The organism is Streptomyces albiaxialis, assembly GCF_039530985.1.
In the GTDB taxonomy this organism is placed as follows: domain Bacteria; phylum Actinomycetota; class Actinomycetes; order Streptomycetales; family Streptomycetaceae; genus Streptomyces; species Streptomyces albiaxialis.
In genome coordinates this window covers 151,080-171,570 of record NZ_BAAAPE010000001.1, presented here as the reverse complement: position 1 = coordinate 171,570, position 20,491 = coordinate 151,080, and the positions used below count along the sequence as shown (strand labels likewise).

Annotated in this window: 15 protein-coding genes, 1 tRNA gene and 1 pseudogene; 6 read left to right on the top strand and 11 right to left on the bottom strand. The window is 72.6% G+C overall.

Annotated elements, in window-relative coordinates; all coding sequences use genetic code 11:
• Nucleotides 1–233: 233 nt before the first annotated feature.
• The gene (gene ppc, locus ABD343_RS00755; RefSeq protein ID WP_344522833.1) at nt 234–2,990 is read left to right on the top strand and encodes a phosphoenolpyruvate carboxylase; all 2,757 of its coding nucleotides are present in this window, start codon (nt 234–236) and stop codon (nt 2,988–2,990) included.
• Nucleotides 2,991–3,026: 36 nt separating this feature from the next.
• Here ppc and ABD343_RS00750 read toward each other — a convergent pair whose 3' ends face one another.
• From ABD343_RS00750 to ABD343_RS00720, 7 genes are all read right to left on the bottom strand, one after another.
• A complete protein-coding gene (locus tag ABD343_RS00750) occupies nt 3,027–3,536 on the bottom strand; it encodes a hypothetical protein (RefSeq protein WP_344522831.1) in 510 nt (169 codons plus the stop codon).
• A gap of 154 nt (nt 3,537–3,690) precedes the next feature.
• Nucleotides 3,691–4,284 (bottom strand): aminoacyl-tRNA hydrolase, encoded by a 594-nt coding sequence (pth, locus tag ABD343_RS00745; protein WP_344522829.1) that lies wholly within the window; start codon nt 4,282–4,284, stop codon nt 3,691–3,693.
• 88 nt (nt 4,285–4,372) lie between these two features.
• On the bottom strand, nt 4,373–4,972 hold the full coding sequence (locus ABD343_RS00740) for a 50S ribosomal protein L25/general stress protein Ctc (protein ID WP_344522827.1): 600 nt from the start codon (nt 4,970–4,972) through the stop codon (nt 4,373–4,375).
• A 248-nt stretch (nt 4,973–5,220) separates the two neighbouring features.
• Nucleotides 5,221–6,198 carry a ribose-phosphate diphosphokinase gene (locus ABD343_RS00735; protein WP_344522825.1) on the bottom strand — a complete coding sequence of 326 codons (978 nt, stop codon included), beginning with the start codon at nt 6,196–6,198 and terminating at the stop codon, nt 5,221–5,223.
• A 145-nt stretch (nt 6,199–6,343) separates the two neighbouring features.
• Complete coding sequence (gene glmU / locus ABD343_RS00730; protein ID WP_344522823.1) at nt 6,344–7,840, bottom strand: bifunctional UDP-N-acetylglucosamine diphosphorylase/glucosamine-1-phosphate N-acetyltransferase GlmU; 1,497 nt, start codon at nt 7,838–7,840, stop codon at nt 6,344–6,346.
• A 104-nt stretch (nt 7,841–7,944) separates the two neighbouring features.
• Nucleotides 7,945–8,016 (bottom strand) — tRNA-Gln (locus ABD343_RS00725).
• Nucleotides 8,017–8,028: 12 nt separating this feature from the next.
• A complete protein-coding gene (locus ABD343_RS00720; RefSeq protein ID WP_344522822.1) occupies nt 8,029–8,880 on the bottom strand; it encodes a type I phosphoribosyltransferase in 852 nt (283 codons plus the stop codon).
• Between the two features lie 177 nt (nt 8,881–9,057).
• Here ABD343_RS00720 and ABD343_RS00715 point away from each other — a divergent pair, with 177 nt between their 5' ends.
• On the top strand, nt 9,058–10,542 hold the full coding sequence (locus tag ABD343_RS00715) for a sensor histidine kinase (RefSeq protein WP_344522820.1): 1,485 nt from the start codon (nt 9,058–9,060) through the stop codon (nt 10,540–10,542).
• On the opposite strand, the gene ABD343_RS00710 is transcribed toward ABD343_RS00715, so the two are convergent.
• The gene (locus ABD343_RS00710; protein WP_344522818.1) at nt 10,520–11,074 is read right to left on the bottom strand and encodes an SUKH-3 domain-containing protein; all 555 of its coding nucleotides are present in this window, start codon (nt 11,072–11,074) and stop codon (nt 10,520–10,522) included. The two genes, ABD343_RS00715 and ABD343_RS00710, sit on opposite strands and share 23 nt — an antisense overlap.
• Nucleotides 11,071–11,655, bottom strand: a complete 585-nt coding sequence (locus ABD343_RS00705) for a YwqJ-related putative deaminase (RefSeq protein WP_344522816.1) — start codon at nt 11,653–11,655, stop codon at nt 11,071–11,073. Before ABD343_RS00705 ends, ABD343_RS00710 begins: the two co-directional genes overlap by 4 nt.
• A gap of 233 nt (nt 11,656–11,888) precedes the next feature.
• On the opposite strand from ABD343_RS00705, the gene ABD343_RS00700 reads away from it, so the two are divergent.
• From ABD343_RS00700 to ABD343_RS00685, 4 genes and pseudogenes are all read left to right on the top strand, one after another.
• A complete protein-coding gene (locus tag ABD343_RS00700; protein WP_344522814.1) occupies nt 11,889–12,644 on the top strand; it encodes a hypothetical protein in 756 nt (251 codons plus the stop codon).
• 176 nt (nt 12,645–12,820) lie between these two features.
• Entirely contained in the window at nt 12,821–13,804 is a 984-nt protein-coding gene (locus ABD343_RS00695; RefSeq protein ID WP_344522812.1) for an SMI1/KNR4 family protein, read from the top strand.
• Between the two features lie 7 nt (nt 13,805–13,811).
• Nucleotides 13,812–16,580 carry an SUKH-4 family immunity protein gene (locus ABD343_RS00690; protein ID WP_344522810.1) on the top strand — a complete coding sequence of 923 codons (2,769 nt, stop codon included), beginning with the start codon at nt 13,812–13,814 and terminating at the stop codon, nt 16,578–16,580.
• Between the two features lie 19 nt (nt 16,581–16,599).
• Nucleotides 16,600–18,107: pseudogene (locus ABD343_RS00685) on the top strand (MDR family MFS transporter).
• 125 nt (nt 18,108–18,232) lie between these two features.
• On the opposite strand, the gene ABD343_RS00680 reads toward ABD343_RS00685, so the two are convergent.
• Nucleotides 18,233–19,144, bottom strand: coding sequence for a coiled-coil domain-containing protein (locus ABD343_RS00680; RefSeq protein WP_344522808.1), 912 nt, complete (start codon nt 19,142–19,144; stop codon nt 18,233–18,235).
• A 92-nt stretch (nt 19,145–19,236) separates the two neighbouring features.
• Nucleotides 19,237–20,310 (bottom strand): LCP family protein, encoded by a 1,074-nt coding sequence (locus ABD343_RS00675; protein WP_344522806.1) that lies wholly within the window; start codon nt 20,308–20,310, stop codon nt 19,237–19,239.
• Nucleotides 20,311–20,491 lie beyond the last annotated feature (181 nt).

Genomic DNA, 20,491 nt, shown 5'->3' with positions numbered 1-20,491 from the left:
CCGTAACCTACGGCAACGTAAGTATGGCAGCCCTTTGTCACGGAACAAGAGGGGTACATCCACCAGAGGGCGCACCCGCGCGCCCCGCTCCGGACCACCACTCGGACAGGGTTCGGGTACCACGCGACACGCGACCTATCCTTGATTCGTCGGACAGCGCGGTCCGCCACCTGCCAGAAGCGAAGCTGCACCAAGCCAAGCTGCACGAAGCGAAGCCGCAAGGAGCCGCACCTGTGAGCAGTGCCGACAGCACCACGCGCCAGCCCGAGGCCCCCGACGCGCCGTCCTCCGCGCCCTCGGCGCTCCGCGCCGACATCCGCCGTCTCGGGGACCTGCTCGGCGAGACCCTCGTACGCCAAGAGGGTGCCGAACTCCTCGACCTCGTGGAACGCGTCCGCGCGCTGACCCGCAGCGACGGCGAAGCCGCGGCGGCCCTGCTCGGCAAGACCGACCTGGAGACCGCCACCAAGCTCGTGCGCGCCTTCTCCACCTACTTCCACCTCGCCAACGTCACCGAGCAGGTGCACCGCGGCCGCGAGCTGCGCACCCGCCGCGCCGCCGAGGGCGGCAACCTCGCGCGCACCGCCGACATGCTCAAGGACGCCGACCCGGCCCACCTCGCCGAGACCGCCCGCAACCTGTCCGTGCGCCCCGTCTTCACCGCGCACCCCACCGAGGCCGCCCGGCGCTCCGTCCTCACCAAGCTCCGCCGCATCGCCGAGCTGCTGGAGGAGACCGACCCCAGCGAGCGCCGCCGCACCGACCTGCGCCTCGCCGAGAACGTCGACCTCATCTGGCAGACCGACGAGCTCCGCGTCGCCCGCCCCGAGCCCGCCGACGAGGCCCGCAACGCGATCTACTACCTCGACGAGCTGCACCGCGGCGCCGTCGGCGACGTCCTCGAAGACCTCGCCGCCGAGCTGGAGCGCGCCGGAGCGCCCCTCCCCGAGGGCACGCGCCCCGTCACCTTCGGCACCTGGATCGGCGGCGACCGCGACGGCAACCCCAACGTCACCCCGCAGGTCACCTGGGACGTGCTGATCCTCCAGCACGAGCACGGCATCACCGACGCCCTCACCCATGTCGACGAGCTGCGCGGCGCCCTCTCCAACTCCATCCGCAACTGCGGCGCCACCCAGGAGCTGCTGGACTCCCTGGAGCAGGACCTCGCCCGCCTCCCCGAGATCAGCCCCCGCTACAAGCGGCTGAACGCCGAGGAGCCGTACCGCCTCAAGGCCACCTGCATCCGCCAGAAGCTCCTCAACACCCGCACCCGCCTCGCCGAGAAGCTCCCCCACACCGAGGGATGGGACTACCTGGGCACCGGCGAGCTGCTGGCCGACCTCGCCCTCATCCAGCACTCCCTGCGCGAGCACCGCGGCGGCCTCGTCGCCGACGGCCGCCTGGAGCGCGCCCTGCGCACCCTGGCCGCCTTCGGCCTCCAGCTCGCCACCATGGACGTACGGGAGCACGCCGAGGCCCACCACCACGCCCTCGGCCAGCTCTTCGACCGCCTGGGTGAGGAGTCCTGGCGGTACGCGGACATGCCCCGCGAGTACCGGCAGCGGCTGCTCGCCAAGGAGCTGCGCTCCCGCCGCCCGCTCTCCCCGGCGCCCGCGCCGCTGGACGCCGCCGGGGCCAAGACCCTCGGCGTCTTCGAGACCGTCCGCACGGCCCTGGCGACCTTCGGGCCCGAGGTCATCGAGTCGTACATCATCTCCATGTGCCAGGGCGCCGACGACGTCTTCGCCGCCGCCGTCCTCGCCCGCGAGGCCGGGCTCATCGACCTGCACGGCGGCTGGGCCAAGATCGGCATCGTCCCGCTGCTGGAGACCACGGACGAGCTGAAGATCGCCGACGAGCTGCTCGACGCGATGCTCTCCGACCCCTCCTACCGCCGCCTCGTCTCCCTGCGCGGCGACCTCCAGGAGGTCATGCTCGGATACTCCGACTCCTCCAAGTTCGGCGGCATCACCACCTCGCAGTGGGAGATCCACCGCGCCCAGCGCCGCCTGCGCGACGTCGCCCACCGGCACGGCGTCCGGCTCCGGCTCTTCCACGGCCGCGGCGGCACCGTCGGCCGCGGCGGCGGCCCCACCCACGACGCGATCCTCGCCCAGCCCTGGGGCACCCTGGAGGGCGAGATCAAGGTGACCGAGCAGGGCGAGGTCATCTCCGACAAGTACCTCGTCCCGTCCCTCGCCCGCGAGAACCTCGAACTGACGGTCGCCGCGACGCTCCAGGCCTCCGCCCTGCACACCGCGCCCCGCCAGTCCGACGAGGCCCTCGCCCGCTGGGACGCGGCCATGGACACGGTCTCCGACGCCGCGCACAGCGCCTACCGGCGCCTGGTGGAGGACCCGGACCTCCCGGCGTACTTCTTCGCCTCCACCCCCGTCGACCAGCTCGCCGAGCTGCACCTGGGCTCCCGCCCCTCCCGCCGCCCCGACACCGGCGCCGGGCTCGACGGGCTCCGCGCCATCCCGTGGGTGTTCGGCTGGACCCAGTCCCGGCAGATCGTCCCCGGCTGGTTCGGCGTCGGCACGGGCCTGCGCGCGGCGCGCGAGGCGGGCCTCGACAGCGTCCTGGAAGAGGCCTACGAGCACTGGCACTTCTTCCAGAACTTCCTCTCCAACGTGGAGATGACGCTCGCCAAGACCGACCTGCGCATCGCCCAGCACTACGTCGACACCCTCGTGCCGGACGAGCTGAAGCACGTCTTCGACGTCATCAAGGCCGAACACGAACTGACGGTCCGCGAGGTCCTCCGCGTCACCGGAGAGAGCGAACTCCTGGAGGCCAACCCGGTCCTCAAGCAGACCCTCAGGATCCGCGACGCCTACCTCGACCCGATCTCCTACCTCCAGGTCTCCCTGCTGCACCGCCAGCGCCAGGCCGCCGAGGCGGGCGAGGAGCCGGACGAGGCCCTGGGCCGGGCCCTCCTCCTCACCGTCAACGGCGTGGCGGCGGGCCTCCGCAACACCGGCTGACGCCACGTCGCGGGGCCGCGGGCCCCCGGGCCCTGCTCAGAAGTTGAGCAGGGCCCAGGCCCCGCCCATCACCAGGGCCCCGAACAGCCCCATCCCCAGCGCCGTCTTCTTCAGCCGCAGCCCGCCCGCCACCACGAGCGAGGCCAGCAGCAGCGAACCGCCCAGCGGCACCCACGCGTAGAGGATCCCCGCGGGCCCCGTCCGTACGACATGGTCCGTGCCCGGCTTCACCGCCACGTCCAGCGTCTCGCCGGTCTCCCCGGACACCGAGCGCGCCACGGTCACCTTCTCCGGCTTCCCCGCGGCCCCTTCGCGGGCGAACAGCCCCGTGCACTCGTCGTCCCCGCACGTCCGCACGGTGACCGTCCCGGTCTCCTTCCCCGTCATCGCGGGTTTCGCCGTCCCCCACGACGTCCACACCCCGGCCAGCACGAGCAGCAGTGCGATCAGACCCATCAGTCCGGTCCTGGCGAGCAGCAGCAGCCCGTACGCGCTCTCACCCATCCGGCGAGTGCGGCTGCGCTTGACGGGGTTGTCAGTGGACATGGCCGTGATCCTTGGTGAAGGGACGCCACAGCGTCAACTCGCGGGACCACCTCCTTACCGCGAGTTCTCCACGATCACCCTGGGTTCCCCATTTCCCGCACGCGAGGACGACAGGTCCCCTACACTCGCGGCAGTCTGTCCGGGCCAGGACCGGCTAGGAGTTGTACGTGCTCTGCGCCCGCTCCAGGCCGTCGACGATCAGGGCCTCCGTCGCATCCGCCGCGCGGTCGACGAAATAGTCCAGCTCCTTGCGCTCCGTGCTGGAGAAGTCCTTCAGGACGAAATCCGCGACCGGCATGCGGCCCGGGGGACGCCCCACGCCGAAGCGGACGCGGTGGTAGTCACGGCCCAGGGCCTTCGTGATCGACTTCAGGCCGTTGTGCCCGTTGTCGCCGCCGCCCAGCTTGAGGCGGAGCGCGCCGTAGTCGATGTCCAGCTCGTCATGGACGGCGACCAGCCGCTCCAGCGGAAGCCCGTAGAAATCCAGCAGCGCCTTGACCGGGCCGCCCGACAGATTCATGTACGACATCGGCTTCGCCAGGATCACCCGCTGCGACGAGACCCCCGGCGTCCCGAACCGCCCCTCCAGAACGTGCGCGCGGCCCGCCTTGTGCGACGTGAACTTCCCGCCCACGCGCGACGCGAGCAGGTCGGCCACCATGAACCCGACGTTGTGCCGGTTGCCGGCATAGCCGGGGCCAGGGTTGCCCAGGCCCGCCACCAGCCAGGGCGTGTTCTCCGCCGACATCGATACTCCTCGTGGAGAAGAAAGAAGAACGCCGGACGGGCCTCCCCGGCCCGTCCGGCGTACGGGACGTCAAAGACAGCGGGCGGAATTACTCCGCGGAGCCCTCGCCCTCGGACTCCTCGCCCTCGCCCTCGGCGGACGGCTCCTCGGCCTGCGCCGCGAGGACCTGGATGACGGTCTCGTCACCCTCGATGGCCAGCGAGGTGCCCTTCGGCAGGGCGATGTCCTTGGCCAGGATCTGGTCGCCCGCGACCAGGCCCTCGATCGAGACGGACACCGACTCCGGGATGTGCGTGGCCTCGGCCTCGACCGGCAGCGCGTTGTAGACGTGCTCGACCAGGTTCTGGCCCGGACCCAGGTCGCCCTCGGTGTGCAGCGGGATCTCGACCTGGACCTTCTCGCCCTTCTTCACCGTCAGCAGGTCGATGTGGACCAGGAAGCCACGGATGGCCTCACGCTGCACGGCCTTCGGGATGACCAGTTCCTTCTTGCCCTCGATGTCCAGGTTGATCAGGACGTTCGAGTTCTTGAGCGCCATCATCATGTCGTAGCTCGGCAGCACGACGTGGACCGGCTCGGCACCGTGACCGTAGATCACGGCCGGAACCTTCTCGACCTGACGCAGACGGCGCGACGCGCCCTTGCCGAACTCGGTGCGGACGGTGGCGGCGACATTGACTTCAGCCATGACTGCGCTCCTCGTAGACGAAGTGGTACGTACGGAAAACTGCGGTGCCACTCGGTCCCGACGGACCTGCTACGGAGAGCGCGCGTCGATAACGGAGATCCCGACGTCCACAGACGTGAGGGGCCTCCCTCGCCGAGCGACTCCACGAGTCTACGCGGCGAGGGAGGCCCCTCAGAAATCGATCAAGCAGAAGCGGCGCGGATCACGCCTGCTCGGCCCGGATCACGCCCGTTCGGCTTCGGACCGGATCACGCCTGCTCGTCGAAGAGGCTCGTCACCGAACCGTCCTCGAAGACCTCGCGGACGGCCCGCGCGATCGTCGGCGCCATCGACAGCACCGTGATCTTGTCCAGCTCCAGCTCACCCGGCGTCGGCAGCGTGTTCGTGAACACGAACTCGCTCACCTTCGAATTCTTCAGCCGGTCCGCCGCCGGACCCGACAGCACACCGTGCGTCGCCGTCACGATCACATCCTCCGCACCGTTCGCGAACAGCGCGTCCGCCGCGGCGCAGATCGTGCCACCCGTGTCGATCATGTCGTCGACCAGCACACACACCCGGCCCTCGACATGACCCACGACCTCGTGCACCGTCACCTGGTTCGCCACGTCCGGGTCACGCCGCTTGTGGACGATCGCCAGCGGGGCGCCCAGCCGGTCCGCCCAGCGGTCCGCGACCCGCACCCGGCCCGCGTCCGGCGAGACGACGGTCAGCTTGTCCCGGTCCACCTTCGCGCCCACGTAGTCCGCCAGCAGCGGCAGCGCGAACAGGTGATCCACCGGGCCGTCGAAGAAACCCTGGATCTGGTCGGTGTGCAGGTCCACCGTGAGGATCCGGTCCGCACCCGCCGTCTTGAAGAGATCGGCCATCAGCCGCGCCGAGATGGGCTCACGGCCCCGGTGCTTCTTGTCCTGCCGCGCGTATCCGTAGAAGGGGACGATGACGGTGATGCTCCGTGCCGAAGCCCGCTTCAGGGCATCGATCATGATGAGCTGCTCCATGACCCACTTGTTGATGGGAGCCGTGTGGCTCTGCATCAAAAAGCAGTCCGCGCCGCGCGCGGACTCCTGGAAGCGGACATAGATCTCGCCGTTCGCGAAGTCGAAGGCCTTGGTCGGGACCACGCCGATACCGAGCTGCTTCGCGACCTCCTCCGCGAGCTCGGGGTGTGCGCGGCCGGAGAAGAGCATGAGTTTCTTCTCGCCGGTCGTCTTGATCCCGGTCACTGCTGTGTCTCCTTGTTCGCTGCGCCGACGCGCGGCATAGGGGGGTGGGGAGGGAGAGGGGGACAGGATGAACAACGGGTTTCGGCCGTGTGGCCGGTCCGGTCACCTCAACCGTACGCCCCGCCTCATACGGACGTGTACCCGGTCAGGCGCTCTCGTCCGTCTTGTCGTCCTGCGTCCCCGCCGCCTCGGCCGCCTGCGCCGCCGGACTCCCCGGACGCTTCCTGGCCACCCAGCCTGCGATGTTGCGCTGCTGGCCACGCGCCACCGCCAGCGAACCCGCGGGCACGTCCTTCGTGATCACCGACCCCGCGGCGGTGTAGGCACCGTCCCCGACGGTGACAGGAGCCACAAACATGTTGTCCGCACCCGTACGGCAATGAGAGCCCACGGTCGTGCGGTGCTTGTTCATGCCGTCGTAGTTGACGAACACACTCGCGGCACCGATGTTGCTGTACTCACCGATCTCCGCATCCCCCACGTACGACAGATGCGGCACCTTCGTGCCCTCGCCGATCTCCGAGTTCTTCATCTCCACGAAGCTGCCGGCCTTCACCTTCGTACCCAGCCGCGTCCCCGGCCGCAGATACGTGTACGGCCCGACGTTCGCCCGCGCACCGATCTCCGCGCCCACCGCGACCGTATGGAGCACGACGGCACCCTCACCGACCCGCGTGTCCGTCAGCCGCGCCCCCGGACCCACCTCGCTGTACGAACCCAGATGCGTCGCGCCCAGAAGCTGCGAACCCGGGTGCACCACCGCGTCCGGCTCGTACGTCACCGACACGTCCATCCACGTCGACGCCGGATCCACGACCGTCACACCCGCCAGCATCGCGTCCTCCAGCACCCGCTGGTTCAGCATCCGCCGCGCCTCCGCGAGCTGCACCCGGTTGTTGATCCCCACGATCTCCCGGTGATCACCCGCCACGGCCGCACCCACCCGGTGCCCCGCCTCCCGCAGGATCCCGAGCACGTCGGTCAGATACTCCTCGCCCTGGCTGTTGTCCGTACGGACCTTCCCCAACGCCTCCACCAGAAGCCGCCCGTCGAACGCGAACACCCCCGAGTTGATCTCCCGGATCGCCCGCTGCGCCTCGGTCGCGTCCTTGTGCTCGACGATCGCGGTCACGCTGCCTCCCCCAGGCCCTGGGGCCTGGGAGGTGCCCCCAGCGGGATCGCGCACGATACGGCCGTAACCGGTCGAGTCCGGAACCTCGGCGGTCAGCACGGTCACGGCGTTGCCGTCCTGCGCGTGCGCGTCGGACAGCTTCTGCAGCGTGGCACCCGTCAGCAGCGGGGTGTCGCCGCACGTCACGATCACGGTCCCGTCGAGCGCGACCCCGCTCTGCGTCAGCTCCTCCAGACCGATACGGACGGCGTGCCCGGTCCCGTTCTGCTCGTGCTGCACGGCGGTACGCGCGTCGGCGTCCGTCTCCGCGAGGTGCGCGGTCACCTTCTCGCGCCCGTGCCCGACGATCACGACGAGATGCCGGGGATCGAGGACACGCGCGGCATTCACGACGTGTCCCACGAGGGAACGGCCGCAGATCTCGTGCAGGACCTTGGGTGTCGCCGACTTCATGCGGGTGCCCTCACCCGCTGCGAGAACGACGACGGCTGCCGGGCGATTGGCGCTCACGGGTGTGCCCTTCGACTTCGGGGGGCGGGGAACACTCCGCAGGATACCGGTGGGTTTATGTCCGGTTGGGAGGGCGGGTCCCGGACCCGCGTCTCCGGTTTGGGCTCCCCCAGCAGGACTCGAACCTGCAATATTCCGTCCAAAGCGGAGTGTGTTGCCGATTACACCATGGGGGATAGCAAAGGTGGCTAATTCGGACACCCCTGCCGGGTCCCCGAACTGGCCCCCAACACTATGCCGTACCACCAGCCTTCGATGCGACGGTACAGGTCCGCTCCCTTCTGGACGCGCACGACCAGGCAGCCGTGGTAATCGGCGCCGACGTTCTTGCGGACGGTCTTGGGGTTGTGCTTCTTCAGCGTCGTCTTGTTGAAGGCGTCCGGCCCCGCTCCCACGAGGTCGACCCAATAGCGTTCGGCCCCGGCGACATCGGCGGACTCGTGGATCATTACGCAGAAGCGCAATCGCTCCCGCTCCACACCGAGCAGGTCGAGCCAGGCCAGGTAGAGCTTGATCATGCCCGGGTCGCTGTTGACGAAGGTGACGATTTCCCGGCGCTCGTACGGCTTGCTCTTCGCGCCCTCCGCCCAGTACAGCCCCACCCCGATCAGGAACAGCTCCCGGTCCGACAGCGTGCCGATCTCCGCCTTCGCGGCGGCCGTCGTGCGCTGCCGCTCCTCCTCGCGGAGCCGGAGTCTCATGTCCCAGCCGCGACGGGCGATGGCCGAGGCCTCCTCGCGGGTCCGGCGGGGCGGCATGGGGAGATCGCGCACCCATGCGGAGACCGAACTCCGTGAGACCCCCAGTTCGCGCTCGATCTCGGGGTACGTCTTCCCCTCCTTCCGCAGTTCCCGTGCCCGTTCGCAAAGGTCGTCCTTCGCGCGAGGGCGCCGAGTCCACTCGGGCGGGGGCTCTCCCTCGACGAGGCGACTCAGCAGGTGGTTGCTGGAGAGGTTTAGGCGCTCACGGATCTGGCGGCGGCTGAGGCCCTCGCGGCGGAGGGCGACCGCCTGGGCGCGGAGTTCTTCGTAGGTGCTCATGGGGTCACCCTGTGTCGCTCTCGCGGCCGTGCGCTGCGAAAACGGGTTCCCATCAATCGTTCGAGTGGAGTACCTCCGTTCCCCTGCGAATTCTCACTGTCCGTGACAGAGCTGCGGAATCGGGCGTTCCGGGGCTCGGGCGGAAAAGGGGTGGCGGGCGGTCGTACGCTGGGCGGTATGACCGAGACGGGGGAAAACCGTGCCGGGGGAGGGCCGTGGTGGTGGTCGCGGCCCAGGAGCGCGGTGCTGGATGTCGTCCTCGCGGCGATATCCGCGGCCGAGTGCGCCCTGCAAGGGGTCGGATTCGCGCGTCAGGCGGGGATTCCGCCGCTGATCGCGATCGTGCTCGGCGTCGTGGCGGGGTCCATGCTGGTGCTGCGGCGGCGTTGGCCGATCGCCGTCGTGCTGGTGTCGGTGGCGGTGTCGCCGGCCGAGATGGGGATCACGCTCGGTGTCGTCGGCCTCTATACGCTCGCCGCGACCGAGGTGCCGCGGCGGATCACCGCGCTGCTGGCCGGGATGTCGGCCATGGGCATGATGGTGATCACCACGATCCGGCTCCAGCAGGACATCGGGCAGGACCCGGACTTCAATCCTTCCTCGTGGTTCGTGCCGCTCGTGGCGTTCCTGATGTCGCTCGGGATGACGGCGCCGCCCGTGCTGCTGGGCCTCTATATAGGGGCGCGGAGGCGGCTCGTGGAGTCGTTGACGGAGCGGGCGGACGGGCTGGAGCGCGAGCTGTCGCTGCTGGCCGACCGGGCGGAGGAGCGCGCGGAGTGGGCGCGCAACGAGGAGCGCACGCGGATCGCGCGCGAGATGCATGACGTGGTCGCGCACCGGGTGAGCCTGATGGTGGTGCACGCGGCGGCGTTGCAGGCGGTGGCGCTGAAGGACCCGGAGAAGGCGTCGCGGAACGCGGCGCTCGTGGGGGACATGGGGCGGCAGGCCCTGAACGAGCTGCGGACGATGCTCGGTGTGCTGCGGTCGGGCGAGGGCGGCGAGCCGGAGAAGAAGAAGCAGCAGGTCGGGGCCGAGACGGAGGAGGGGCCTTCGCGGCTGGCGGAGTTCGCGGTGGCGGCCGCGGCCTCGGCGTCGTCGGCGCCTGCGGCGTCGGACGGCCCGGGGGCGGAGGCGGCCCCGGAGTCCGCGTCCGGATCCGCGTCCGGGTCCGGGGCCGGGCGGGAGGGCTCGGCCCCGGGTGGTGGCCGGGTCTCGCTGGTGCGGGAGGCCCGTAAGGCGCGTCAGGCGCGGGAGGAGTCGGCGCCGACGCTGGCGGAGCTGGACGCGCTGGTGGGGCAGTCGCGGGCCGCGGGCATGGCGGTGGAGCTGAACGTCGAGGGGGAGCCGGGGGAGGAGTGTCCGCCGCCGGTGGAGCAGACCGCCTACCGGGTCGTGCAGGAGGCTCTGACGAACGTGCACAAGCACGCGGCGGGCGCGCGTACGCGGGTGCGGGTGGCGCACCGCGAGGCGGAGGTCGCGCTGCAGGTGGAGAACGAGGCCGCGCCGGTGGACGGGGCGGCCGACGCGGGGCTGCCGAGCGGGGGCAATGGCCTGGTGGGCATGCGGGAGCGGGTGGCCGCGCTGGGCGGGGGCTTCGTGTCGGGGCCGACGGACGCCGGGGGGTTCCGGGTGTCGGCGATCATTCCGTACGTACGTCCGTAGCCGTACCCGTGCCCGTACTCGTGCCCGCAGCCGTCGCGGCCGTCGTCGGGTCGGTGGCCGGGGCCGCGAGACGGCTCGGGGCGATGCCCATGAGCAGGGACGAGAGGGCCGTGTCGAAGTCGGGGCCGAGGTACCAGTCGCCGCTGGGGTCGAGGCTGTAGACGCGGCCGTCGGCGTCGATGACGAGGAGGGACTCGCCGTCGCCCTCGGCGCCGAGCGGGCAGACCTCGGTCTCCAGGGCGCGGCCGAACGCGGAGAGGGTGCGGGCGGCGTGCAGGCCGTGGAGCGGATCCACGTGGACGGACGTGGGGGCGATGTGGCGGCCGGGGCCCGAGGGGGCGATGTGGAGGGTGCCGAACTCGGCCCAGACCTCGACGGCGGCGGGGAAGACGGCGTGCCGGTGGCCGCTGGGGGAGGTGTGGCCGCGCAGGGTGTCGGCCCACTGTTCGGCCTGCCGGATGTCCCAGCGTCCTGGCTGCCAGCCGGCGGTGCGGAGGGGGTCGTCGACGGCGACGGGGAAGCGGGTCGTCACTTGGCGTGCTCCTCGGCCGGGTCGACGGCGCGTACGCCGAAGTGGGCGAGCATCTCGGCGCAGGAGCGGCACGGCGGGGCGTAGGTGCCGTGGAGGGGGTCGCCGTCCTCGCGGATGCGGCGGGCGGTGAGCTTGGCGTGCTTGAGGGCGCGCTTGGCCTCGCTGAGGGTGAGCGGCTTGGGGGGCTTGGTGTTCTTGCCGGGCTTGCTGCCGGACCTGGTGGGTTTGCGGACGGCGCGCTTGGTGGAGCGGGCGGTCTCGGTGGCGGTGAGGTAGCGGGAGAGGAGCACGGCTTCGGGGCAGCGGCCGGTCTGGCGGACGCGGCGGTCGGTGGTGAGGGTGTCGAGGAAGTCCTGCACGAGGGGGTGGAGGGTCGGGGGGCGGTCGCCTCTGCTGCCGGTGCAGGTGAGGGTCTGGCCGCGGATGGAGAGGGCTGCGGCGACGGCGGGGAGGATGCTGTCGCGGCGCTGCCGGAGGGCGGGCGCGGCCGTGGTGGCGGTGTCGTCGGCGGTGGTCCAGCCGATGCGCGGGTCGTGGTGCCCGCGGCTTTGTGGCGTATGGGCTTGTTGTGCGGTGTGCATGTTTGGAGCTTCCTCCCCGTGCGTCCCCCTCTGTGCCGGGGATCAGCGCCAAGTATGCAGTGTGCTCCATGAGTCGATCATTCCGACGGTCATGTCATGGCCTTGTGACGGTTTTCGGGGTGACGTGAAACAGGGGTGGTGAGTTCCGGTGGGGGCGGCCAGCATCGGGCTGCGTCGGCGCTGCGCCGGCGTGACGTCGGAGTGAACGGGCCTTTCCGGGGCGGGAGTTTGTGATGCGCGGTACGACCCTTCGCCGTACGGTCGCGGCGGCCGTGGCGGTTCCTGTGCTGGCGCTGTCGGTGGCGGCGTGCAGCGACGACGGGGGCGGCGACGGAAAGAAGGGCAGGGGTGGTGAGCAGCAGGCCTCCGGGGGCGACGAGTCGGAGCAGGTGCCGCCGCTGGACGAGAAGGCGTTGCGCGGGGCGCTGCTGCGGACCGGCGAGGTGAAGGGCTATCGGGTGCAGCCCAGCAAGAAGGACGCGCTGCCGCCGCGGAACACGCTGGAGGCGGACGAGGCGGAGTGCGCGCCGGTCACGGACGCGGTGGACTCGAAGCCGGAGCAGGCGCGTACGGCGTATGCGAGCGGGACGGTGATGAAGGGGGACTTCAGCACGGGGCAGTCGGTGCAGCAGGTGCTGTTGTCGGCGTACGCGCCGGGGGACGCGGAGAAGTGGCTGGGGGAGCTGAGGGGGGCGCTGGAGGGGGACGGGTGCCGCGAGTTCACCGGTAAGAGCGGTACGGGGGAGCAGGCGCGGGTGCGGGTCGAGCCGGATGGGGGCGGCGGGAGTGCCGACGCGGGGGACGATTCGGTGCAGTTCACGATGAAGGACGCGAAGGGGAAGGACGCGCCCACGGTGTTCACGGTGGTGCGTTCCGGGGCGAACACGGCGACGTTCATGTCGGTGTCGCTGTCGGGGAAGCCGGTGCCGGTGGCGAAGCCGGTGGTGGACCGGCAACTGGCGAAGCTGGAGTCGGCGGCGGAGGGCTGACAGCCGCCCGCTGGAGGGGCGGCGGTTGTCTGCCGGAGGGGCCGCGGCGTGACCGGGGCTTTCCGGGATCCTCCGGATCCTTGTGATCTTCCCTGGTCACCAGGGGCAGTGACCGCCTCTCCCCGTACCGCATAGGCTGTTGCGTACCAGCCAGATGCCAGCAGGGGGCTACCGCCATGACGACAGGTCGGCTCGGGCAGCAGCACGCCGCGCCACCGAACCGGGGATACGCCGGGCAGGTCGTGAACTTCCCGGACCCCGTCCGGGCCGCCCGCCATCCCCGGGGGGTGCGGATCGACCAGGACGGCTTCCCGGACTTCTCGCCGTACGCGCGCGCCGCCGCGGAGATCGCCGAGCCCCCCGAGGGCTTCGGCGGCGACGAGCTGCGGCTGACGGACTACGTCTCGGCGAACGCGGCGCTGCACGCGTCGGGTCACGAGCTGTGGCGCGACCTGCCCGCCGTGGCCACGCCGCACGGCTGGACGTGGCACCACGTGGCGCGCAGCCGCCGCATGGAGCTGGTGCCGGTCGAGGTGAAGGCGCTGTTGCGGCACCACGGCGGGCTGGCGACGGCGCCCGTGGACCACGCGAAGACGGGGACGCGTCCGCTCCAGGAGACCCGGCCCGTGCACTTCGAGGTGCCGAAGGGCAGCGAGCCCGCCGTCGGCGAGCAGCAGGTCCTGGACATCGAGGAGCGGCTGGGCTATCGGCTGCCGGGCGCCTACCGGACGTTCCTGAAGGCGGCGGGCGGCTGCGCGCCGCGCGGTGTCGCGCTCGACGCGGAGCTGGGGCTCCTGGTCGACCAGCCGTTCTTCACGGTGCGGGACGAGGCGGCGATCAACGATGTCGTCTACATCAACAAGTGTCTGCGCGACCACCTCACCAAGGATTTCCTGGGCGTGGCCTTCGTCCAGGGCGGTCTGATCGCGGTGAAGGTGCGGGGCGAGGGGATCGGCTCGGTGTGGTTCTGCGCGTACGACGACGCGCGGGACGCCGACGGGCTGGCCGTCCAGGAGCGCGTGGAGCGGCTGCTGCGCCCGTGCGGCGCGGACTTCGACGAGTTCCTGCTGCGTCTTGCCGGAAGCCCGCCGGAGCTGGACACGGTGGCGAACCTGATGGTGGACGGCGGCTTCGCGCGCGCCGTCCCTGTGGAGAGGTGAGGGCGCGATGGTGACCTTCGCGCAGGCCCAGGAGCGCGCCGAGCGCTGGGTCAACGGCGATGTGCCCGCGCACCAGCACCGCGAGGTGCGGGTGCGGGAGTTCGACCTGGGCTTCGTGGCCTGGGCCGAGAGCAGGGAGGGCGTGCCGGTCCCCGACGGGGGGAACACGCGCCTGGTGATCGCCCGCGACAGCGGCGAGACGACGCTGTGGCCCGCGCTCCCGGTGGGCGAGGTCATCCGGCGTTACGAGGAGGAGTACGGCTCCGTCGCCGCGGCCCCGGCGGACGCGGGCCCGGCGCCGCAGCAGCGGCTCGACCTGGAGGCGACGTCGTTCCTGTTGTCGCCGCCGGAGTGGCTCCAGCAGGCGGCGGACCAGATGGGCATCCCGGACCGCAGGCAGGACGCGCCGCCGCCGTCGGCGCCCGGCACGCCCCCGCCCGCCGCGCCCGCCCCGTCGGCTCCCGCGCCTGCCGCGCCGGCGCCCGCTCCGGCGCCGTCCGCGCCCGCGGGGGCGAACCCGTGGGACGCCGCCGACACCTCGGGCGTCGGCGGGGGCGAGGAGCAGGGGCCGCCCGCGACGGTCTTCGCGCCGCCGCTGGCGGGGAGCGACGAGGACGACACCCCGCCGCCGCCGAGTTCGCGTTCGGAGGCGGCGACCGAGCTGTTGCCGGAGGGCAGCGCTCTTCCGAAGACGGCCGTGGCCCCGCAGATCCCGGACCCGGCCCAGCCGGGCCAACCGGGTCAACCGGGCCCGCCTGCCCAGCCGGGTCAGCCGGGTCAGCCCGCCCAGGCCGGGCCGCCGATGGCTCCGCCGGGCCCCCAGACCCCGCCGGGCCCCCAGACCCCTCCGGGCCCCCAGGCCCCGCAGGCGCCCCAGCCTCCGCAGCACGGTGGGCCCAACGCGCCTGGGGACGGCGGGAGTTCGGGCGGCGGTGTGCATCACGCCGCGACGATGCTGGCCGACCCCTCCGACGGCCGTGGCCAGAACGTTCCGCCACCGCCCCAGACTCCGCAGGCCCCGCAGCAGCCCCAGGCGCCTCAGCCGCCGCAGCCGCCGCAGGGCGGGCCGAATCCGCCGTCCGACGGCGGCGGTGTGCACCATGCCGCGACGATGCTGGCCGACCCCTCGCAGGGCGGCCCCGGCACTCCGCCGCCCCCGGCCCCGCCGGGCCAGGGCGCCGGTGACATCGCGGACGCCGCGACCAGCCGTGCGCCGCGCGGCTCGGTCCCCCCGCGGCCGTCGCGCTCCTCGCGCGGCAGCGGCCCGTCCGTGCCGCCGCCGCCCGGCGCCCCCGGCGCTCCGGGCGCGCGCCCGAACCAGGGCGGCCAGGGCAGTCAGGGTGGCCAGAGCGGTCCCGGCACTCCGCCGCCGCCCTCGGCGCCCGGCGCTCCGGGCGCGCCCGGAGCTCCCGGCGGCGGTTATGTGCCGACGCAGATGGTGTCGGCCGACGACCTCGCGCAGCAGATCGAGGAGAGCGGGCAGCAGCCGGTCATGGACAAGCCGGGGAAGCCCGGCGAAGGTGGCACGGGCGGCGGCCCCGGCGGCGGCGACAGCGTGCACCAGGCCGCGACGATGCTGGCCGACCCCTCGCAGGGCGGCGGGCCCTCGCTGGGCGGCCCCGGCGCTCCGCCGCCCCCGGCCCCGCCGGGCCCGGTCGGCGGCCCGGGCGGACCCGGTCCCGGCGGACCCGGTGGCCCCGGCATGCCGGGCGGGCCGGGAGGTCCGGTCGGCGGTCCGGGGACCCCGCCCCCGCCCGCGTACGGCTATCCGCAGCAGCCCACCGGCCAGCCGACCGTGGGCCCCGGCTACATGGCGGTGCTGCGCTACCGCGCCCCCGACGGCTCGGAGCAGCAGCTCATCCGGCGTTCCGCGCCGGGCACGCCGCACCCCGAGTGGCAGCTCCTGCACGAGCTGCGGGGGATGAACATCCCGCCGCAGCAGGTGGTGGAGCTGCACACGGAGCTGGAGTCCTGCGACCTGCCGGGCGGGTACTGCACGCGCATGATCCGCGAGACCTGGCCGCAGGTGCGGGTCAGCCACACCGCGGCGTACGGCACGGACCACGCCTCGCGGCAGCAGGGCATGCGGCATCTGGTCGAGCACCAGGGCGAGCTGCACCAGGTCGCGGACGGCCCGGCACGGCCCGCGCCGAACCGGGTGCCGCTGCCGCCGCCGCAGCAGATCCAGCCCGTTCCGCCGGTGACGCCGGATGTGATCGGGCAGGAGCTGATGCAGTCGTTCGGGCCGCAGGGCGTGTTCCGCTTCGACCAGCGGGCCGTGTCGCGGGCCGGAGTGCCGGACATCGTGGCGCAGACGCTGGTGTGGGCGGGCGTGCCGATCGACATGGGCCCGTTCTTCTGGGGCCAGGCCCAGCCGGGCCGCCCGGTGCCGACGCTGGCGGAGCTGGCGCAGGAGCGGGGCGTGCAGCCCGCCGCGGACGCGGGTTCGTACCTCGTGATGGGCACGGACTTCGGCAAGCAGCTCTGCGTGCAGTACGGGACGGCGCACATCGTGGCCGTGCCGCTGGAGGGGCCCGCGCCCGGGCAGCCCGCGGCGCAGCCGCAGTTCGTGAACACGGGGCTGCCGGAGTTCACGCGCTGTATGGCGATGCTGGGCCGGATGTGGCGGCTGCGGTACGGGCTGACGCAGGAGCAGGCGGGCCGCTGGACGGTCGACTTCCAGACGCAGCTCGCGGCGCTGGACCCGGCGGCGCTCTCGTCGCCGGAGAACTGGTGGGCGGTGCTGCTGGAGCAGATGTGGGACGGGTTGTTCTGAGCTGACGGAGGGGGTCCGGTTGAGCGGCGGCCGCGAACGTACGGGGAAGGACGACCCGGCGCCTCCGTCCGCCGCCCCGCCCTCCCCTTCCGGGGCCCGGCCGCCGAGCCGGCGGCCGGTCGTCGCGGCGCTGATGCTGGCGATGGCGCTGGGGGCACCTCCCAGCGGTAGCTGGGGGAAGCGCTGGACGGGACGATCGTCTCGACGGCGGTGCCGCAGATCGTCGGCGACCTCGGCGGCTTCTCGTACTTCTCGTGGCTCTTCTCCGGCTACTTCCTGGCGCTGACGGTGACCATCCCCGTCTACGGGAAGCTGTCGGACACCTTCGGCCGCAAGCCGGTGCTGCTGACGGGGATCGCGCTGTTCCTGCTGGGCTCGGCGCTGTGCGCGGGCGCGTGGGACATGGCGAGCCTGATCGCGTTCCGCGTCGTGCAGGGGCTGGGCGGCGGTGCGATACAGGGCACGGTGCAGACGGTGGCCGCCGATCTGTACCCGCTGGAGGAGCGGCCGAGGATCCAGGCCGCGCTGTCCACGGTGTGGGCGGTGTCGGCGGTGGCGGGCCCGGCGGTGGGCGGGCTGTTCGTGTCGTACGCGGACTGGCGGTGGATCTTCCTCATCAACCTGCCGGTGGGCGCGGTGAGCATGTGGCTGCTGGCGCGCCGCTTCCGCGAGCCGGTACGTCGTGCGACTACGGGTACGGGCGGCCGGGTGCGGGTGGACTGGCCGGGCGCGCTGGGCGTGTTCACGGCCTGCGGGCTGCTGCTGGCGGCGCTGGTGCAGGGCGGGGTGGCGTGGCCGTGGCTGTCGGTGCCGTCGCTGGCGCTGTTCGCGGGCGCGGCGGTGGCCGCGGGGGTGACGTTCGGGCTGGAGCGCCGGGCGGCGGACCCCGTCATTCCGGGCTGGGTGTGGCGGCGCCGGACGATCGCGCCCGTCAATGTCGCGATGGCGGCGCTGGGGCTGCTGATGGTGGCGCCGACGGTGTTCCTGCCGACGTACGCGCAGTACGCGCTGGGGCTGAGCCCGGTCGCGGCGGGGTTCGTGCTGTCGGTGATGACGCTGAGCTGGCCGGTGTCGGCGGCGCTGAGCCAGCACGTGTACCGGCGGGTGGGGTTCCGGCAGTCGGCGCTGCTGGGGATGGGGCTGGCGGGGCTGGTGCTGCTGGCGTTCCCGCTGTGGCCGCCGTCCTCGCCGTGGCACGCGGGGGCGCTGTCGTTCGCGCTGGGCGCGGCGCTGGGCCTCTTCCAGCTTCCGCTGATCGTCGGCGTGCAGTCGTCCGTGCCGTGGCGGGAGCGGGGGACGGCGACGGCCTCGGTGCTGTTCAACCGGCAGTTGGGGCAGAGCGTGGGTGCCTCGCTGCTGGGCGCCATCGCGAACGCGACGTTCGCCGGGCGGGAGGCGGCCGAGGTGTCCGGGGCCGTGGTGCGGTCCGCCGTGGGCCACGTCTATCTGGCGGGGGCGCTCGCGGCGGGCCTGGCCGTGCTCGCGCTGTGCGCGGCGCCCCGGCGCTTCCCCGTGGACACCCCCTAGCGCGGACCGGGCCGTGCCCGGCGGTTCGTGGTTGCCCTCTGCCGTGGCTGCTGGGCAGGGGCCGCCCCGCGCTCCTTGAGGGCGCCCCGGGGAGCGCCCTCACTCGGCTTCCTGGTCAGCCCTGGTCAGCCCGTCTGCTGGGTCGGGAGGGCCGTGTCCTCCTCGGGGGAGCGGCCCGTGAGGGCGGCGAGGGACGAGCGGACGTGGGCCATGTGCTGGCGCAGCTCCTCGCGGCGCTCCTCGTGCTCGCGCAGCACGCGCTCGGTCTCGCGCTGGATGCCCTCCTCGCGGACGCGGGCCTGGGCGAGCAGTTCGGCGGCCTGGGCCTCGGCGTCCTCCTTGCGGTGCCGGGAGGCCTCCTCGGCCTCGGCGTAGGCGCGCTTGGCGTCGGCGCGGGCGCGTTCGCCCTGTTCCTCCATGGCCGCGACGTGGCTGTCGGTGGCGGCCTCCTTCTCGGCCAGCTCGCGGTCGGCGGCCTCGGACTCGGCGGCCTGCTCCTTCTCCTGCTCGGCCAGCAGGGCGGCGCAGCGGCGGGACATCTCCTTGAGGGCCTCGGCGGCCTCGCGGCTGATCTTCTCGGCCTGGGCGCGCGCCTCGGAGCGCAGTTCGTCGGCGCGCTCCTGGGCGGTGTCGACGGTGTGGACGGCGGTGGCCTCGGCGGTGGCCCGCAGCCGGGTGGACTTCTCGCGGGCCGCGTCCTTGAGGGCGCGGGCCTCGGCCTCGGCCCGTTCGCGCAGCTCCTGCGCCTCGGCCTCGGCGGCGGCCCGTACGTCCGCGGCCTCCGCCTCCGCCGTGGCGAGCAGCGACTGGGCGCGCTCGCCGAGCGTCTCGTAGGTCTGCGGGGGGAGCGAGGCCGCGAGGGCCTGGAGGCGCTCGGCCTCCCCCGCCATGTCCTTGCTGAGCACGGTGAGCCTCGCGACGCGCTCCCACGCCGCGTCCCGCTCCTCGTTCAGGTCGGTCACACGGCCGTCCACCTGCTCGGGCCGGTAGCCCCGGCCCCGGACGACGACGAAGCCGTGCGGCGACGACGCACTCATATGAGCCCCAATCTCAGTGACACACCTCAGCGACACATCGAGCGAAGGGGCCATACCGCCACACTCCGCCCGAGCCTGTACCCCAGGATGCGCTACTTCACCTTCGTTGCCGTAATCGGCACATCCCGGCGCAACTGATCAAAAAGTTCACGTGACCCGTTCGGGTCCCACAGGACGACGTCACCGGCGCCCGGCACGCTGAGCCCCGCATTCGTCACCGGGACGGTTGTCGTACCGCCGTCGCCGCCCGTCAGCCCTCTGACGTTCCAGGCCATCCGTGTGAGTGACAGCACGCCGCTGCCCTTGTCGACGGTGACGGCGTCGAGGGCGGAGCCGAGGAAGGGATAGAGCCGGAAAGGGTTGAGGATCACGGAGGCGCCTGTGCCCTCATGGACGAGCGCACTCAGCAGCGCGCGCTGCCGTTTCACCCGGCCGAGGTCGCCCTCGGGGTCGCTGTAACGGGCGCGTACGTAGGCGAGGGCCTGCTTGCCGTCCAGCGTCTGGCACCCGGCGTCGAGGGCGGCACCCGCCTTCTCGTCGCGCAGCGGGGCCTTCAGGCACAGGTGGACGCCGTCGAGGGCGTCCACGATCCGGGTGAAGCCGAGGAAGTCGACCTCCGCGTAGTGGTCGAGGCGCAGGTCCGTCGCCTGCTCGACGGTGCGGGACAGCAGCTCCGGGCCGCCCCGCGCGTACGCCGAGTTGATCTTGCCGCGGCCGTGGCCGGGGATCGTGACGTAGCTGTCGCGGGGGATGCTCACCAGGTACGGGCCGGCGTCGCCGTGGTGCAGCACCATCACGGTGTCCGTGTTGCGCTCCCCGCCGCCGCCCACATGCAGGTCGCGGCGCTGCTCGCGGGTGAGGTCGGCGCGGGTGTCGGAGCCGACGATCAGCCAGTTGACGCCCTTCGAGTCGCCGGGGCGGCCAGGGTAGTCGGCGAGCGCGTCGGTCTTCTGGAGGCGGGCGGACGCCCAGAAGTACGTGGCGACGGCCGTGATCACGAGGACGGCCGCCAGGACCAGGACCGCGACCCCGAGACGGCGCGGCCGGCTCCACCGGGGACGGCCCGCGCGGCGCCGGGGGCGGCGCGGGCGGCGCCGGGCGCGGTAGAGCGTGCTGCTGGACTGGCCGTACGGCACGTTCGGCGCGGGCCCACCCATCTCACCCATGAACCGAAGGTGACCCAGGACGGTGTGGCCCGCCCGTCCGGATCCCCCATACGGCGGGCCCGGCGGCCCTCCCCACCCCTACGGGTCGGCCCCGACAAACACCGGGCACCGCTTCCTTCCGGCGTACGACGCCGCCCGTGCTCGCGCTCCGTAGCGTGCTGCTACCTGGACGGATACGGGC